The following is a 15,742-nucleotide window of genomic DNA, read 5'->3' on the forward strand; positions in this document are numbered from 1 at the left end:
CTATTTTATAAGAAAATCTTGGTTATAGCTTAGTAATTAGATTTGTTTTTAGAATACAGTTATTTCGGCTTTTTAGAAATTAATGCTGAAAAATCTAAATCATCGTATTTACTTTTATTAAGACTTGTTAATGAATCAAAATCAGTATCAGGGAATAATGGATCGAAATCATCTATACTAGTATTTGAATGGTGACTCGAAGAATCTTTGTTAAACTCATTTCCATAAATATTCAATAATTTACTAGTTTCACTGTAATAATTAGGCTCTTTTGATTGAGTGTGCCCTTCATAATTATACTCTATTGAAACTTCTCCAAAATTTTCGTTAGCTATTTCTTGAGGATTATAAAATAACACACCGTATTCTTCTAAGAGTTCTTCTTTTGAATAATTCTTTAGTGGGTCTTCTATAGCTGATATAGTACTTTCATAGATTTTCTTAACTAGATTTTCGTCTGTTTGGATTTTATTGTCCTTAATATTCCAAGATGAAATAAGTCTATGAATAATATCTAATTGATCATTTGAAAGAAGATGAAGTTTTGCTTTAATTTCATTTAGTTTATCCATAACTTTACACAGCTTCTCTATTTTCTTTTAAGTAATCGATATAGTCGTTTCCCCAAATTTCTAATTCATTAAGTACTGATTGGAATTTTTTTCCGATATCCGTTAAGCTATATTCAACTTTTGGTGGTATTTGAGCATAAACCTTACGATTTATAAGTCCATCTTGTTCTAATTGCTTTAATTGTTTTGTTAATGTAGCTTGGGTAATTGTCCCTAGTGATCTTTGTAACTCATTAAATCTAATACTTTTATCTTCTAGTAGATGAAGAATTAATATTGTCCATTTTCCAGACAATATTTTTTGAGTTGTAAAAAAGGGGCATTTTCCAAAAGGTTCTTGTTGTTCCATAAAAAAATCTCCTTAAAATTTCATTGATATTATACAATTCTATCATAAAAGATACTTACTATTATAAAAAAACGTACTTGTTATTTTTTTGGTAAATATTATAATTATATATATAACAATTATAAAACAAATAATAAAGTTTAGCAATAGCTAAAAAAACGGAGGACATAATAATGGCAGAAGCAAAAAATTTATATCAAAATAGAAGAAGTGTTTATGTACTAGGTAAAAATTTACCAATTTCAGAACAAGAAGCATTAGAAATTATCGATAATGCAGTTAAATATTCACCAAGCGCTTTTAACTCACAAACTGCACACGCAGTAGTTTTACTAGGTGAAAATCACCAAAAACTTTGGGATATTACTTTTGGTGAATTAGAAAAATTCTTACCTAATGAAGAAGCTAAAGCAGCTACAAAAGGTAAAATCGATAGTTTTGCAGAAGCATATGGAACAATTTTATTCTTCGAAGATCACGATGTAGTAAAAGGTCTTCAAGAACAATTCCCAGCATATGCGGAAAACTTCCCAATTTGGTCAGAACAATCAACAGGGATTGCATCATTTGCAGTTTGGAATGCATTAGCGGACGCTGGAGTTGGAGCTAACATTCAACACTATAACCCAGTAATTGATGAAAAAGTTGCTGCTGAATGGAATATTCCTGCAAACTTAGTACTACGTGCTCAAATGCCATTTGGTGAAAAATTACAAGAAGCTGCACCAATTGAAAGAACTTCAAGAGTAAGAGTAGTAAAATAAGATTTGATTTAACGACGGATTAAATGATTAATAATAGCGCTGAGATAGAAATATCTTGGCGTTATTTTATGATTTTATTAGGACTAATTACTAAGTGAATGAGTTAGTTAATGAATGATTCTTAATTTTTAAAAATGGTTATTTCTATAAAACATTATTTATACCTTTAGTTGTTGGAATATACTGGTAAATATGATATTATAGTAGTTGGTATATAAATAAAGATTTAGAAGGTTAAATAATGTTAAAAATAGTAATAAAAAATTTAGAAGATACTAAACGTTTAGCGAAAATTGTTAGTGAAGGTATAGAAGATAGATTAATACTTTTGTTAAATGGAGATTTAGCAGCAGGGAAAACAACTTTTACTAAGTATTTAGCAGAATATTTAGGGGTTAAGAGTGTGGTTAACTCTCCAACTTTTAATATTATGAAAGAATATAAGTATCCTAATGGAAAGTTATATCACATTGATGCTTATCGTTTGGAAGATAGTGATGAAGATTTAGGATTCGAAGATGTTTTCTTTGAAGATAATGTTAGTGTTATTGAGTGGGGAGAGTTTATTGAAGACTTTATACCGAAAGAAAGATTAATTTTTAATATTCGATTAGTAGATGACCATAGAGAAGTTGAAATTATTTCTAATGGTGAATATGAGAAAATAGAAGAAAGGATACGTGAAAATTGGTAAGTTTAATTGTAGAAGCTTCGAATGGTGTATGTTCAATTGCATGTTTTGAAGAAAAAAATATTCTAGCCGAAAAAAACTTTGTATGTAGCAATAACTTGTCCGCGGTTATTTTAGAAGAAATAGAAAATTGCTTAAAAGAAGCAAATAAGAAAAAAACTGACTTAACAGAAATAATATCTAGTGAGGGACCAGGTTCATATACAGCAATCCGTGTAGTTGCAGCAGTATGTAAAACACTAGCTTATACACTTAAGATTAAATTGAAAAAAGTTTCTTCTTTAAAATTACAGGCGTTATTGGAGTTTGACAGTAATAAGCTACTTGTTCCTTTTATTGATGCACGACGTGGTAATGTTTTTGGTGCAGTATATGAAAATATTGGAGGAAACTTAATAGAAACATTAGAAGAAGGGTATTACTCACTTGAAGAAATCAATGATTTCCTTGTTTCTCAGAACAAAGAATTTGTATACATCAGTAAAGATATAGAAAAATTAAATGAACTTCTTCTTGATGGATTAAAAAATGATGAAATGGTTCAAGCAGCCAATGTTGTAAAAATATACGATTCATTAGAAGAAGTGGATTGTTATAATATGAAACCACAATATTTAAGAAAAACTGAAGCAGAAAGAGAGCTTGAAAATGATAAAAGTAGATAAAATTGATATAAGTAATCTGGATGTATTATCAAAGATAGATATTGATAATTTTGACGATGCATGGACAAAAGATATGTTTAAGTCTGAACTTGAACATGCTAATGCAGAATACTATGGATTATTTAACGATGATGAAATTATTGGTTTTTGTGGTGGTTGGTTAGTTGCTGATGAATATCAAGTTAATAAAATAGTCATTGATAAACCGCACCAAAATAAAAAACTAGGTCAAATTTTCTTCACTTATGTTATGCAACTTTTAAAATTAAAAGGTGTAAAAAAAGCGATTGTAGAAGTACGTGTAAGTAATATGCCTGCAATAACTGTATACGAAAAAGCAGGATTTAGTACTATTGATATAAGAAAGAATTATTACAAAAATAATGGCGAAAATGCTTATGTAATGATAAGGGATTTTAGCAATGAAAGAATTTAAGAATTTAGATAATGTAACTATATTAGCTATAGAGACAAGTTGTGATGAAACTAGTGTAGCTGTAGTTAAAAATGGTAAAGAAGTACTATCGAATATTGTAAGTAGTCAAATTGAAACTCATAAGCAATTTGGCGGGGTAGTACCTGAAATAGCGAGTAGACAACATATAGAAGTAGTGATGCAGATTGTTGAAGAAGCGCTAGAAGAAGCGAAAACATCATTAGATGAGATAGATGCAATTTGTGTAACACAAGGACCGGGATTAATAGGATCATTACTAGTTGGTGTTAATGTGGCGAAAACATTAAGTTATGCTTTAGATAAACCTCTAATTGCAGCACATCACATAGCGGGTCATATCTATGCTAGTAATATTGATAATGATATATCATACCCATCACTAGCACTTGTAGTTAGTGGAGGACACACTGAACTTGTATATTTAAAAGATGAACTTGATTTTGAAATAATCGGTTCTACTCATGATGATGCTGTAGGTGAAGCTTATGACAAAGTTGCTAGACAGTTAAATCTTGAATATCCTGGTGGACCTAAAGTAGACAAACTAGCTAAGTTAGGTGAAGATAAGTATAAATTCCCTCGTGCGATGATTGATAGTGATGATTATAACTTTAGTTTTTCAGGTATGAAGTCAGCAGTAATTAACTTCGTTCATAATGCAAAACAACGAGGAGAAGAAATTGTATCTGAAGATTTAGCATGTAGTTTCCAAACAGCGGTAGTTGAAGTTTTAATTGCAAAAACTAAGAAAGCTATTATAAATTTAGGTGTTAAACAGTTGATTCTAGCAGGTGGTGTTGCAGGTAATAGTGAACTTCGTAAGCAAGTCCTAGAACTAGAACATCAATTAGGAGTAGGGGTACTTATTCCAAAAATGAGTTATTGCAGTGATAATGCTGCGATGATGGGAGCAGCAGGATACTATTATTATAAAAATAATATATTCGCTAATCCATTAACGTTAAATGCGAAGTCAACATTAGACTTAGAAGAAGTTAAAGGATAAGAATTCAAAAAGGAGTTAACTCAAAAAATAGATTTTGCTGAAATCATGTTTTTTGAGTAGCTCCCTTTTTATGAATATTTTGGTGTGATTATGAAAAGACAACTTGATGAATTACTAGATGCAAACTTACAAAAAATAAATCATATTTCTGAAAATAAGCATTTTATAGGATTTTCTAAAAAATTAGGAGAAAGAGTATTCGTTAAAATTTTTAAAGATCCATTAAAATATAAACTAGAGTATGAAGTATTAAGAAGTAAAGGTAATTTATTATTAGATTTTTCTAAATGTTCTGCACTAGTACTGAAATATGAAGATTATATTCCATTAAATAAAGAAAGCGTAAATGCTGAATATATAATAAAAATAGCCAAGCTAATATCTAATTTTCATAGAGGGAATTGGCTTGAAATAGAAAATGAAAAAGAAACTTCATTGGAGAAAGTTTTAGGGAAAAATGTGTATAGATTAGCAGATAGAAAAGAATATACTAAAATACATGAGCTTTATTCAAAGTTTCTAAGAAATATTAGTAAATTAGATGAAGAATATGGAAAAACATTAGTTTTTATTCATGGTGATTTTGGTCTTAGAAACATTATGAAAAAAGATGATCATTTGGTATTAATAGATTTTGAAAGAGTAAAATATGCAAGTTATTATTTAGATTTTATTAAATATTTTTATCAAGATTTAGATAATGATAAAAGAAAAATAGAATTGTTTTTAGAACATTATTATGAATATTCAAATGAGGAAGTTCTTTCTAAGGAACTAGAGTACTGCTTGATTTTTATCTCAGCACTAGGTATTTTAAACTATACCAAACGTGTTGAAGATAAAGAATTTGAGGAGTTAGGATTAAAGATGTTAAGTGATGTTGAAAATTATTTTGAACAAATTTGAGGTTGACCAATAAAAGTTTCAAATCTTGGAAAAAGGTTACACGAGTATTCATAGATACGATAATCCATTGATATTTAATGAATTTTATAGGAGCAATTCGATGAAATTGATTGGGATTTTTGAGTCCCTCACTTATAAAAAGTGGTTTTGATTTTATTTGACCATTATTTGTGTTAAAATATAATATGATTAATATTAGGAGGCGATGATATGGCGAATATTTATTTAGATTATGCAGCAACATCAAGAAAACATTTTGATATCATAGAAAAAAATATGAATATACTAAAAGAAGTCTATGCTAATCCAAGTAGTGGCCATACTCTAGGAAAGAAAAATAATAGGCTAGTTCGTGAAGGACGCGAAAAAATAGCTAATACTCTAAATGCAAGTAGTAATGAAATAATTTTTAATTCTGGGGGTACTGAAAGTAATAATACAGTATTTAATCATGTATTAACTAGATTTGAAACAGGAGAAATAATAATTTCATCTATAGAACATCCATCTGTAAAAGCTAGTGCTAAGAGACTTGAAAGGTTTGGATTTAAGGTTCATGAATTATCAGTAGATGAAAGTGGATCTATATCTCTAGATGAATTGAAAGAGAAGATTAATTCTAAGACAGTATTGATTTCAATTATGTTAGCAAATAATGAAACAGGGGTACTAAATCCTATAAAAGAGGTTTCAGAACTTATTGCGGATAAAAATATACTATTGCATAGTGATATTGTTCAAGCATTAGGTAAAGTTGAAATTGATGTGAAAAAATTAGGTTTGGATTTTGCTTCAGCTTCAGCGCATAAAATTGGTTCACTTAATAATTTTGGATTTTTATATGCTAAAGATGGAGATGCTGAGCCATTATTATTAGGTGGAGGTCAGGAAAATGGTCTTCGTTCTGGAACGACTGACTTATTAGGGATACTAGTTCTTAATGACTGTTTATCAGAGACATTAGATTCAATTCCAGCTCTTAGAGAATTGAAACATTACTTTGTTTCTGAACTTGAGAAAAATGAAGTTGAATTTGAAGTAAATGGATCTATAGAGAATTCATTGCCGAATATATTGAATATTTATTTTAAAAATATTGAAGCGCAGCGACTGATTACATATTTAGATGCTCGTGACATTTATATTTCTGGAGGATCTGCTTGTAGTTCAGGAAATATAAAAGGAAGTCGTATAATAACAGAAATGTATAATATTGAACGTGCAGCACACTCTGTAAGAATGAGTGTTGGCTTTGATACAAGCAAAGAATTAATTGATGAAGTTATAGAAAAGATTGTAACTTTAGAGAAAAGAATTAAAGAAAGGAACTAATAATGAATAGCAACAAAAAAGTAGTAGTTGGAATGAGTGGTGGAGTTGATTCATCAGTAACAGCATATCTTCTAAAACAACAAGGATATGATGTAATCGGTGTTTTCATGAAAAACTGGGAAGAAAAAGATGACAGAGGAGTTTGTCTTGCAGAAAAAGATTACGAAGATGTAATTAAAGTATGTGAACAATTAGATATTCCTTATTACTCTATAAACTTTGAAAAAGAATACTGGGATAAAGTATTTACTTACTTCTTAGATGAATACAAAAAAGGTCGTACACCTAACCCAGATATTATGTGTAATAAAGAAATTAAATTTAAAGTTTTCTTAGAATATGCAGAAGATTTAGGTGCGGATTACGTAGCAACAGGGCACTACGCACGAGTTAAAGATGTTGATGGAGAACGTTTAATGTTACGTGGTGTTGATAATAATAAAGATCAAACTTACTTCTTATCTCAATTAAAACAACACCAAATTAAAAATATTTTATTCCCTGTAGGAGAACTTGAGAAAAAAGATGTTCGTAAAATTGCAGAAGAAGCGGGTCTTGCTACAGCGAAGAAAAAAGACTCAACTGGTATTTGTTTCATCGGTGAGAAAAACTTTAGAGAATTTTTATCTCAATACCTACCAGCTCAAAGTGGTAAAATGGTGGACTTAGATGGTAATGTCCGTGGAGAACACATTGGTTTAATGCATTATACAATCGGTCAACGTCACGGACTAGGGATTGGTGGAACTAAAGATACAGAAGGTGAAGCATGGTTTGCATGTGGTAAAGATCTTGAAAATAATGTATTGTATGTTTGCCAAGGATTCCACAATGAAAAACTATATTCAGATAGCTTACTAGCAAGTTCACTATCATTTACAACGAAAAATCCACAACCTAATAAATTCACATGTACTGCAAAATTCAGATATCGTCAACCAGATACTGAGGTAGAAGTAGAAGTATTAGAAGATAATAAAGTAAAAGTTGTCTATAAAGAACCAGTACGTGCGGTTACTCCGGGACAAGCGGTTGTTTTCTATGATGGAGATGTTTGTCTAGGTGGAGCAATTATTGACGAAGTATATAAAAATGGAGAAAAACTTCAACTGTAATATTTAATAAAATCCTAAAAGTTAGAGAAAAACTCTAATTTTTAGGATTTTTAGTTCATTTCTTCTAAGTTTTGTGATTAAAGTATATATTGAGCTAGTAAAGTATCAAATCTACGAATGTCGATGTCTTTTTTTAGATTAATTTTTATTTTACCAACTTTAGTCCAAAGCTCTACTTCGGCATTCAAGTCAAATATTTTACCAGCATTTTCAGTTGACCACATTAGTATTGAAGAGTACGGTAGTGAATAGATTTCTACTTTTTTCCCTGTAATTCCTTGTGCATCTTTTACAATAAGTCTTTTATCTGTAAATACAGCAACGTCTCTTATTGTCGCAAATGCAGCAACAGGCTGTTCACCGTTTATCAATAAGTTTGCAATATCTTGCGGGATAGCAACTTCTCTGAAAAATGTCCAGTTTAATAAATTCATTTCGTTAGCCATAATGTTTCTCCTTGTTAAAAAAAATTAATTATTTGATTGAATTTTGTGATTTTTTATCAGTATAACATAAAATACATGAATTATAAATAATATATTATAATTAGGTTTTCAGTACTAATATAATAAATTTAATGATATAATATAGGTACTAGGGGGAGAGACATATGAATATTAAAAAGGAAGATGTCGTATTATTTTTTAGACAAAATGTTAAATCTATTATTTTGGCATTTGTGTGTAGTCTTGTTTTAATAATCGGTGGTTTGTTTTATTTTAATCAAAATAAAACAGAAGATTATAGCGGTGTTAGTTTTTCTAATACAAGTAATGAGATTAATAATAAGGATGAAAAAGCTGAAGATAAACACGATGAAAAGATTTTTGTTGATGTGAAAGGTGCAGTAAAACATCCTGGGGTATTTGAAACGACAAAAGATAAAAGGGTAAAAGATTTAATAGAAGAAGCCGGTGGACTTTTGGATGATGCTGATACTTCTACTTTGAATTTGAGTCAAAAAGTAAAAGATCAGATGGTTATTTATGTCCTTAAGCATGGTGAAAAGCCGAAGCAAATATCTGATAGTAGTAGTTCATCTAATACAGATGTGATTAATATTAATACTGCTAATAAAGAGCAACTTATGAAAATTTCAGGAGTTGGAAAAACAAAGGCGGAGGCAATAATTGCACATAGAGAAAAAAATGGGGATTTTAAAAAGAAAGAAGATATTACAAAAGTACGAGGCATAGGAAAATCTACTTTTGAGAAAATTAAAGATAAAATAGAGGTATAGTTATGCAGAGAATTAGTTGGGATGAGTACTTTATGGCTCAAAGCCACCTATTATCACTTAGATCGACTTGCAGCAGATTATCTGTTGGAGCGACGATAGTTAAAGACAAACGAATAGTTTCAGGTGGCTATAATGGTTCAATTAAAGGGGATGAACATTGTATAGATGTTGGTTGTAAAGTAGTAGAAGGGCATTGTGTAAGAACAATTCACGCTGAGATAAATGCTATTTTACAATGTTCTAAGTTCGGTGTTGGAACTGAAGGTGCGACAATTTATGTTACACATTTCCCATGTTTGAATTGTACAAAATCTATAATTCAAGCGGGGATAAAAGAAATTTGCTATGCAAATGATTATAGAAATAATGAATATGCTCGAGAGTTATTAGAAAAATCAGGGGTTGTCGTAAGAAAAGTAGATTACGACGTAAACAATGTGGTTGAAAGGTTACTAAATAAGTAATGTTTTACTTACAACTTTCTTTACTAGCATTAGGGGCGATATTATTAAACTTTAATGTAGTAATATCTATGCTATGTATTGTTATTTTTCTACTAATAACTTGGAAAAATAAAAATCTTAATGCTAGGAAAACTATTATTTGTGTAATAGTCTTCTTAGTATTTTTTATTCGGGGAGCATATGAACAAAAGAATAACATTACTCATCTTGTTAATGTTGAAAATAAAAATTTAGAACTAGTAGTTTCTGATAGATTTGATGTTAATGGAGCGTATGTGTCTTCTATTGGCTATCTTTCAGATGAAAAGATGCTGGTGAGTTATATAGTCAAGAGTGAAGAAGAAAAGAAATTTTTTAAAGAAAAATTTTGGGGTGGGAAACTATTAGTAAATGCTAATATAGAAGATATTTCAGAAAAGACTAATTTTTATTCATTTGATTATAAAAAATATAATGAGAATAGAGGAATCTTTAAAAGGTTAACTATTAACGAAATTCATGATGTTAAAAATATAGATGCAATGTATTTTAAATTTTTAACACTTAGAAATAAATTAAGTTTACAAATTAATAGAGAACTTACTTTTGATAAAAGTGGTTATTTTCAGGCTTTAATTTTCGGGGATAAAGGATATTTATTAAAAGATGACATAAATTCTTTTAAAAATTTAGGAACAAGTCATTTATTAGCTATTTCAGGGTTACATATAGGTGTACTCATTTCTCTAATTTACTTTATCTTGTTAAAATTTAGAGTAAGTGTTGATTATATAGAGAAAATTATCTTGATTATAGTTCCATTGTATATGTTACTTAGCGGAGCTAGTGCATCTGTTCTTAGGGCAGGTTTTATGATTATATTTTATATCTTGCTTAGAAGAAAAAATATAGATAAGTTGGGCAGTTTGCTATTTACTTTTCTAATATTAATAATGTATAATCCATTACTTATTTTTAATATCGGTTTCCAATTATCATTTTTAATTACATTTAGTCTACTGATGTCTGAAAGTTATATTAAAAAATCTAAGAATAAATTTCATAGTGCTCTTAGAATCAGTGTAATTTCTACATTAGCAAGTATTCCGATATTAATGTATAATTTTTATAATATTGTTTATATTTCTGTATTTAGTAATATTATCCTAGTACCAATTTTTAGTGTTGTGATTTTTCCTTTAGTTATTTTTAGCTACCTTGTATTCCTAATAAATGTCCAAGTTTTTAATATTATTTGTAGACCAATATTAAATATTGCTTTCAATATATTCGATAAAATTCAGGAGTTGTTTTTAATAGCTCAACCTATTCGCATAGGTAAGTTAAACATATTTCTTATAATAGTTATATTTATTGTTGTTTTATCAATATTGATAAACTTGAATAAATTCAAATATATGAATGCTATTTATGGAGTTCTTATGATAATTTTAATTTGTTTAGGAGCAATATATACGCCTAAATCATATACCGAAGATGTAAAAATAGGGAAAGAGAGTGTTTTATATATTAGAGAAAATAAGAATAATCTATTAATAAATACATCTAATAATATTCAAAATTTTTATACAGATTACAGAAAAAAAGATAAGGATTATGATATAATAAATCAGTACGATTTGCTTTTAAATTATGAAGGAAAAAATAAATTTGATTATTTGCTTTTGACTTCTGTGAAAAAGAACAAGAGTGGATATTCCCCAGATCTTTTAGCAAAAGACCTGGTTGGGAAAGTTGTTGTAATAGATAGTCTAGAAAAAAAATTACAAGAAGTAAAGGACATGGCGCAGTATAAAAAAATTGATTATATTGTCCTTAAAGAGGATACAGAGATGAAATTTGGAAAGAGTACTATTTATTATCATAATAAAAAAGTTAGAGTAAAGAATAAGGATTCTGAATTTGAAATTGAGGTAGATAATTAATGAAAAATGTCTATGTAATATATGGTGAAAATTTTGAAGCCATTAATGATTATGAAAAGAGTATAGCTAAAAAGTATTTAAAAGACTTGGATGAATTTAACTATGTAAAAATAAATATGCACGAAAATACATTGGAGTCTTTAGTATATGAATGTAGAAGCAGTGGTTTATTTGGGAATGAAAAAGTAGTAGTTGCAGAAAATTGTAATTTCCTACTTGCTAAACCTAAGAAGATTAAAGTAGAGCACAATGTGGATACATTAATAAGTTATTTGGATAATATTAGTGAAGAAGTCGTATTGATTTTAAAGATTTCTGAAAAGATTGATAGTAGAAAAAAACTTATAAAGAAAATTAAAGAAGTAGGAGAAGTTAAGGAATTTTCAAATTTTGATGAAAAGGAAATATCTAGTTATATAGTGAAAACTGTTGCTGATGCAAATTTGAAAATTTCAAGAGATGATGCAGAATTTCTTGTGAATTATACACGATTAGATTTTGCTAATATAAAAAAAGAATTAGAAAAACTACTTCTTTATTGCGATGAGAAGAAAGTAATTTCTAGAGAAGATATCGAATTACTAGCGACAAGAAGTTTAGAATACGATGTATTCAGTTTAACTAATGAGTTATTCGGGAAAAATTATTCGAAATTAAGAGTAGTCTACAATTCTTTAGTGTTAAAAAAAGAGGAACCGATTTTCTTATTATCACTTATTAGTGGACAATTAAGAATATATTATAAAGTAAAGGTTCTGTTAAATGAACACTATTCACAAAAAGATATAGCTAGAGAATTAGGAGTTCATCCATATAGAGTACAACTAGCAGCACAAGGTATTAGAAATTATAGTGTGGATAAGATTATGAAGACATTAATTTTAGCTGCTGATTATGATAAGTTATTGAAATCTTCATATATGGATAAATATTTGATATTAGATTTGTTCATTAATAAACTAATTGAGGAGCTAAAATAGCACCGTGTTTTTGTAATTCTATACTAATTATGCTAAAATAAGGATAATTATGTTGTAGAGGAGATAATAAAAAAAATATAATTCATGTTGGAGCTTTGTTATTTATATTAAATGGCATTCTCTATGTAATAGGTGAATTCATCGCAGCAGTAGGTACTGGCTTTCCTTTGGGGGAAGTATATTCAAAGCACTTTATTAGTTCGTTAGGGGTTTATCCGCATCTAGTAGTTGACGGGGTCCCAAATGGATTTTCAAAATTAGCTATTCTTATGAATATCGACTTTGTTGTAACGGGTATTGGTTTTTTTATTGCATATTATTTACTAGTATTTGAAAAACTAAAAATAAGAAGGTTTGGTTTTCTGTTTATAATAACTCCGTTAATTTTTGCTATTGGAAGTGTATTGGTGGGATTATATCAAGGTGGTGTTCCTAGTGAAGATGGACTCCATGGTTTAGGTGCAAGATTATCATTTCTAGGTGGGAATTTTACAGCTCTGATTAGTGGGGTAGCGTTATTCAGTGAAAATAAAAAATACGGTGCTGTTTCTATATTACTAGGAACTATAGGGTTAGTTAGTGCAGGATTTATGAATAATGCAATTAATAATAATCTTTCAGAAGTTGTAGCTATTTATGAAAGAATGACTGTTTATCCAATAACAATATGGCAATTGATAACGGGTATTGTATTTTTGAAGAAGAAGTAAGAATTAAGTGAAAGATCGTTTGAATCAGATTCAAACGATTTTTTTATTTCAGATAATTGAAGTTACTTAATTAAAAAATATTCAGAAAAAAACAAAAAATTCAGATAAATTAGTTTATTCTGAACAAATATAATGTTATAATAGTAACATTGAAAAGAAATTAATAAAATGAGGTATTGTTTAATGAAGAAAATTGAAACTAAATTAGCTCAATTAGGAAATAGAAAAGACAAAGTAACGGGAGCAATTGTAACTCCGATATATTTATCTACAGCATATGCTCATCCTGGACTAGGTGAGAGTACGGGTTATGATTACACAAGAACAAAAAATCCTACTCGTACAATTTTAGAAGAAGGATTGTGCGAACTTGAAGAAGGGTGTCGTGCGATAGGAACGAGTTCAGGTATGAGTGCAATTCAATTAGTCTTTGAATTATTTGAATTAAATAGTGAATTTCTTGTTTCTAGAGATTTATATGGTGGAAGTTTTAGGTATTTTGATGAACTTGAACGTAAAGGTGCACAGAAGTTTGTTTATTTTACAGACGAAGAAGATCTTGAAGTAAAAATTACAGAAAATACTAAAGCTGTATTTATAGAAACACCAACTAATCCATTAATGCAAGAAGTTGATATTGAAAAAGTTGCTAAGATTGCTAAAGAAAAAAATGCTTTATTAATAGTAGATAATACTTTACTAACACCATTAAGACAGAAACCATTAACTATTGGTGCTGATATTGTTGTTCACTCAGCTACAAAATATTTAACAGGGCACAACGATATTTTAGCTGGAGCTGTAATAACTAATGATGAACAAATTGGAGAGAGATTAGCCTGGATTTCTAATACAACAGGTGCGGTATTATCTGCGTTTGATAGTTGGTTATTCGTTAGAAGTTTAAAAACTTTACCATTACGTTTTAATCAACAAGAGAAAAATGCAATGAAATTAGCAGAAGAGTTAGAAAAAAATCCAAATGTTAAAGAAGTTCTGTATCCAAAAAAAGGAGCTATGCTTAGCTTTAAACTTCATGATGCTTCTAAAATTGATAAATTTTTACGTTCGTTAAAAGTAGCAACTTTCGCTGAAAGTTTAGGTGGAGTAGAAACATTAGTTACTTATCCTACAACTCAAACACATTTCGATATTCCAGAAGAATTACGTCTTTCTTATGGATTAACACCAGATTTATTAAGAATATCTGTAGGTGTTGAAGATATTGAAGATTTATTAGAAGATTTTGCACAAGCTTTAGAAGTATAGAGGACAGAAATAATGAGTAGAGTAGAAGAATTTGTAAATAAGTATTACGTTGAAAGAAAAAATACAAATAGTTTAAAATGGGATGCTTTAGAGGAGCGATTTGGAGATAAAGATCTTCTTGCTATGTGGGTAGCTGATATGGAATTTAAAACTCCAGAGAGTATAAGAGAAGCGTTGATTGAACGTGTAAATCATGGAGTTTTCGGATATACTAAGTTGCCTGAAAGTTATTATGATCAATATAAAAAATGGCATAAGCAAAAATACGATATCAATGTAGAAAAACAATGGATAAGATTTGCTCCTGGTATCGTTCAAGCAATTTTATGGGTGATTCACGCATATACCAAAAAAGAAGATTCAGTTATAATTATGCCGCCTGTATATTATCCATTTGCTAATTCTATTAGGAATAGTGGTAGAAAACTAGTTGAATCACCGTTGCTCGAGGAGAATGGTAAGTTTAAAATAGATTTCGATACATTTGAGAAAGAAATTCGTGATAACAATGTAAAATTATATATTCACTGTTCACCACATAATCCGGTAGGTAGAGTATGGACGTTAGAAGAACAAAAACGAGTGTTTGAAATTTGTGAAAAATATGATGTTCTAGTATTATCTGACGAGATTCATCAAGATTTTACATATAATAATCATAAGCAAATTTCTGCATTAGCACTAGAAGATGGAAAATATAATCATCGTCTTATTGTTGCTAACTCAGGTTCAAAAACATTTAACCTTGCATCATTAGTTCATGCAACTATATTAATTCCTGATGATACTGTAAGAAAAGTCTTTGATGCGTATAAAAAAGAGAACTTAGAAGCGGAACCTAGCTTGCTAGGACAAATTGCTTTAGAAGCTGGTTATAGAGAAGGTCATGAATGGCTTGAAGGCTTGAAGGAAACAGTATTATATAATTATAATTTACTACATGATACCCTTGCAGAAAAAGTTCCAGAGATTAAGGTATATCCGCTAGAAGGTACATATTTAGTTTTAGTGAATTTAGAAAAAGTACTAGATGGAAAAACAACAAAACAATTCATACAAGATGAATGTGGCCTAGCAATTGATTTTGGACATTGGTTTGGTAAAGGTTATAACAAGTATATTAGAATAAATCTAGCGACTAACCCAGAAAATGTTAAAGAGGCTATTAACAGAATAATTAAAAATTGTAATAACTAGAATTAATTAAGAATGAAGAACTTAGAGATTTTCTCTAGGTTCTTCATTTTATTAGTTGTAATAAAAAAAGGCTCTTTGTCAAATTCGGGGCATGGAGAAA

The 15,742-nt window shown here is 29.1% G+C and carries 18 protein-coding genes; 15 read left to right on the forward strand and 3 right to left on the reverse strand.

Annotated features, from left to right (window positions below):
* Window positions 1-59: 59 nt before the first annotated feature.
* Together HMPREF3186_RS00505 and HMPREF3186_RS00510 are read right to left on the reverse strand one after the other, a co-directional pair.
* Entirely contained in the window at window positions 60-572 is a 513-nt protein-coding gene (locus HMPREF3186_RS00505) for a hypothetical protein (protein ID WP_060913428.1), read from the reverse strand.
* 4 nt (window positions 573-576) lie between these two features.
* Window positions 577-921 carry a winged helix-turn-helix transcriptional regulator gene (locus tag HMPREF3186_RS00510; RefSeq protein ID WP_060913429.1) on the reverse strand — a complete coding sequence of 115 codons (345 nt, stop codon included), beginning with the start codon at window positions 919-921 and terminating at the stop codon, window positions 577-579.
* A gap of 173 nt (window positions 922-1,094) precedes the next feature.
* Between HMPREF3186_RS00510 and HMPREF3186_RS00515 the strand changes: the two genes are divergently transcribed.
* The 8 genes from HMPREF3186_RS00515 (at window position 1,095) to mnmA (ending at window position 7,857) form a co-directional block, all read left to right on the forward strand.
* A complete protein-coding gene (locus HMPREF3186_RS00515; protein WP_060913430.1) occupies window positions 1,095-1,685 on the forward strand; it encodes a nitroreductase family protein in 591 nt (196 codons plus the stop codon).
* Between the two features lie 241 nt (window positions 1,686-1,926).
* Entirely contained in the window at window positions 1,927-2,379 is a 453-nt protein-coding gene (gene tsaE / locus HMPREF3186_RS00520; RefSeq protein WP_060913431.1) for a tRNA (adenosine(37)-N6)-threonylcarbamoyltransferase complex ATPase subunit type 1 TsaE, read from the forward strand.
* On the forward strand, window positions 2,373-3,041 hold the full coding sequence (gene tsaB / locus HMPREF3186_RS00525; RefSeq protein ID WP_060913432.1) for a tRNA (adenosine(37)-N6)-threonylcarbamoyltransferase complex dimerization subunit type 1 TsaB: 669 nt from the start codon (window positions 2,373-2,375) through the stop codon (window positions 3,039-3,041). Before tsaE ends, tsaB begins: the two co-directional genes overlap by 7 nt.
* Window positions 3,025-3,477, forward strand: a complete 453-nt coding sequence (gene rimI, locus HMPREF3186_RS00530; RefSeq protein WP_060913433.1) for a ribosomal protein S18-alanine N-acetyltransferase — start codon at window positions 3,025-3,027, stop codon at window positions 3,475-3,477. The genes tsaB and rimI overlap by 17 nt, the downstream gene beginning before the upstream one ends.
* Window positions 3,464-4,504, forward strand: a complete 1,041-nt coding sequence (tsaD, locus tag HMPREF3186_RS00535) for a tRNA (adenosine(37)-N6)-threonylcarbamoyltransferase complex transferase subunit TsaD (protein WP_060913434.1) — start codon at window positions 3,464-3,466, stop codon at window positions 4,502-4,504. The genes rimI and tsaD overlap by 14 nt, the downstream gene beginning before the upstream one ends.
* Window positions 4,505-4,594: 90 nt before the next feature.
* Window positions 4,595-5,410, forward strand: a complete 816-nt coding sequence (locus HMPREF3186_RS00540) for a phosphotransferase family protein (protein WP_060913435.1) — start codon at window positions 4,595-4,597, stop codon at window positions 5,408-5,410.
* A 210-nt stretch (window positions 5,411-5,620) separates the two neighbouring features.
* A complete protein-coding gene (locus HMPREF3186_RS00545; RefSeq protein WP_060913436.1) occupies window positions 5,621-6,742 on the forward strand; it encodes a cysteine desulfurase family protein in 1,122 nt (373 codons plus the stop codon).
* A 2-nt stretch (window positions 6,743-6,744) separates the two neighbouring features.
* On the forward strand, window positions 6,745-7,857 hold the full coding sequence (gene mnmA / locus HMPREF3186_RS00550) for a tRNA 2-thiouridine(34) synthase MnmA (protein WP_060913437.1): 1,113 nt from the start codon (window positions 6,745-6,747) through the stop codon (window positions 7,855-7,857).
* A 77-nt stretch (window positions 7,858-7,934) separates the two neighbouring features.
* Here the strand turns inward: mnmA and HMPREF3186_RS00555 are convergent, their stop codons facing one another.
* Window positions 7,935-8,303: a PH domain-containing protein gene (locus HMPREF3186_RS00555; RefSeq protein ID WP_003145152.1), complete on the reverse strand. Its 369-nt coding sequence runs from the start codon at window positions 8,301-8,303 to the stop codon at window positions 7,935-7,937.
* A 164-nt stretch (window positions 8,304-8,467) separates the two neighbouring features.
* Between HMPREF3186_RS00555 and HMPREF3186_RS00560 the strand changes: the two genes are divergently transcribed.
* The 7 genes from HMPREF3186_RS00560 to HMPREF3186_RS00590 all read left to right on the forward strand — a co-directional run bounded on the left by HMPREF3186_RS00560 (window position 8,468) and on the right by HMPREF3186_RS00590 (window position 15,642).
* Window positions 8,468-9,097 (forward strand): helix-hairpin-helix domain-containing protein, encoded by a 630-nt coding sequence (locus tag HMPREF3186_RS00560; protein WP_060913438.1) that lies wholly within the window; start codon window positions 8,468-8,470, stop codon window positions 9,095-9,097.
* Window positions 9,098-9,099: 2 nt separating this feature from the next.
* Entirely contained in the window at window positions 9,100-9,561 is a 462-nt protein-coding gene (locus HMPREF3186_RS00565; protein ID WP_003145233.1) for a ComE operon protein 2, read from the forward strand.
* Window positions 9,561-11,486, forward strand: a complete 1,926-nt coding sequence (locus HMPREF3186_RS00570) for a ComEC/Rec2 family competence protein (RefSeq protein ID WP_060913439.1) — start codon at window positions 9,561-9,563, stop codon at window positions 11,484-11,486. Before HMPREF3186_RS00565 ends, HMPREF3186_RS00570 begins: the two co-directional genes overlap by 1 nt.
* Window positions 11,486-12,466: a DNA polymerase III subunit delta gene (gene holA / locus HMPREF3186_RS00575; protein ID WP_060913440.1), complete on the forward strand. Its 981-nt coding sequence runs from the start codon at window positions 11,486-11,488 to the stop codon at window positions 12,464-12,466. Before HMPREF3186_RS00570 ends, holA begins: the two co-directional genes overlap by 1 nt.
* A 167-nt stretch (window positions 12,467-12,633) precedes the next feature.
* The gene (locus HMPREF3186_RS00580) at window positions 12,634-13,176 is read left to right on the forward strand and encodes a DUF998 domain-containing protein (protein WP_231724126.1); all 543 of its coding nucleotides are present in this window, start codon (window positions 12,634-12,636) and stop codon (window positions 13,174-13,176) included.
* 183 nt (window positions 13,177-13,359) lie between these two features.
* Window positions 13,360-14,445 (forward strand): aminotransferase class I/II-fold pyridoxal phosphate-dependent enzyme, encoded by a 1,086-nt coding sequence (locus tag HMPREF3186_RS00585; protein WP_084812623.1) that lies wholly within the window; start codon window positions 13,360-13,362, stop codon window positions 14,443-14,445.
* A 12-nt stretch (window positions 14,446-14,457) separates the two neighbouring features.
* A complete protein-coding gene (locus tag HMPREF3186_RS00590) occupies window positions 14,458-15,642 on the forward strand; it encodes a MalY/PatB family protein (RefSeq protein ID WP_060913443.1) in 1,185 nt (394 codons plus the stop codon).
* Window positions 15,643-15,742: the final 100 nt, after the last annotated feature.

Source organism: Gemella haemolysans (assembly GCF_001553035.1).
Classification (GTDB): domain Bacteria; phylum Bacillota; class Bacilli; order Staphylococcales; family Gemellaceae; genus Gemella; species Gemella haemolysans_B.

Bases quoted from the DNA above. Each gene is read 5' to 3' on its own strand.
- HMPREF3186_RS00505 (WP_060913428.1), bottom strand. From the start codon at position 572: ATGGATAAACTAAATGAAATTAAAGCAAAACTTCATCTTCTTTCAAAT.
- HMPREF3186_RS00510 (WP_060913429.1), bottom strand. From the start codon at position 921: ATGGAACAACAAGAACCTTTTGGAAAATGCCCCTTTTTTACAACTCAA.
- HMPREF3186_RS00515 (WP_060913430.1), top strand. From the start codon at position 1,095: ATGGCAGAAGCAAAAAATTTATATCAAAATAGAAGAAGTGTTTATGTA.
- tsaE (WP_060913431.1), top strand. From the start codon at position 1,927: ATGTTAAAAATAGTAATAAAAAATTTAGAAGATACTAAACGTTTAGCG.
- rimI (WP_060913433.1), top strand. From the start codon at position 3,025: ATGATAAAAGTAGATAAAATTGATATAAGTAATCTGGATGTATTATCA.
- tsaD (WP_060913434.1), top strand. From the start codon at position 3,464: ATGAAAGAATTTAAGAATTTAGATAATGTAACTATATTAGCTATAGAG.
- HMPREF3186_RS00540 (WP_060913435.1), top strand. From the start codon at position 4,595: ATGAAAAGACAACTTGATGAATTACTAGATGCAAACTTACAAAAAATA.
- HMPREF3186_RS00545 (WP_060913436.1), top strand. From the start codon at position 5,621: ATGGCGAATATTTATTTAGATTATGCAGCAACATCAAGAAAACATTTT.
- mnmA (WP_060913437.1), top strand. From the start codon at position 6,745: ATGAATAGCAACAAAAAAGTAGTAGTTGGAATGAGTGGTGGAGTTGAT.
- HMPREF3186_RS00555 (WP_003145152.1), bottom strand. From the start codon at position 8,303: ATGGCTAACGAAATGAATTTATTAAACTGGACATTTTTCAGAGAAGTT.
- HMPREF3186_RS00560 (WP_060913438.1), top strand. From the start codon at position 8,468: ATGAATATTAAAAAGGAAGATGTCGTATTATTTTTTAGACAAAATGTT.
- HMPREF3186_RS00565 (WP_003145233.1), top strand. From the start codon at position 9,100: ATGCAGAGAATTAGTTGGGATGAGTACTTTATGGCTCAAAGCCACCTA.
- HMPREF3186_RS00570 (WP_060913439.1), top strand. From the start codon at position 9,561: ATGTTTTACTTACAACTTTCTTTACTAGCATTAGGGGCGATATTATTA.
- holA (WP_060913440.1), top strand. From the start codon at position 11,486: ATGAAAAATGTCTATGTAATATATGGTGAAAATTTTGAAGCCATTAAT.
- HMPREF3186_RS00585 (WP_084812623.1), top strand. From the start codon at position 13,360: ATGAAGAAAATTGAAACTAAATTAGCTCAATTAGGAAATAGAAAAGAC.
- HMPREF3186_RS00590 (WP_060913443.1), top strand. From the start codon at position 14,458: ATGAGTAGAGTAGAAGAATTTGTAAATAAGTATTACGTTGAAAGAAAA.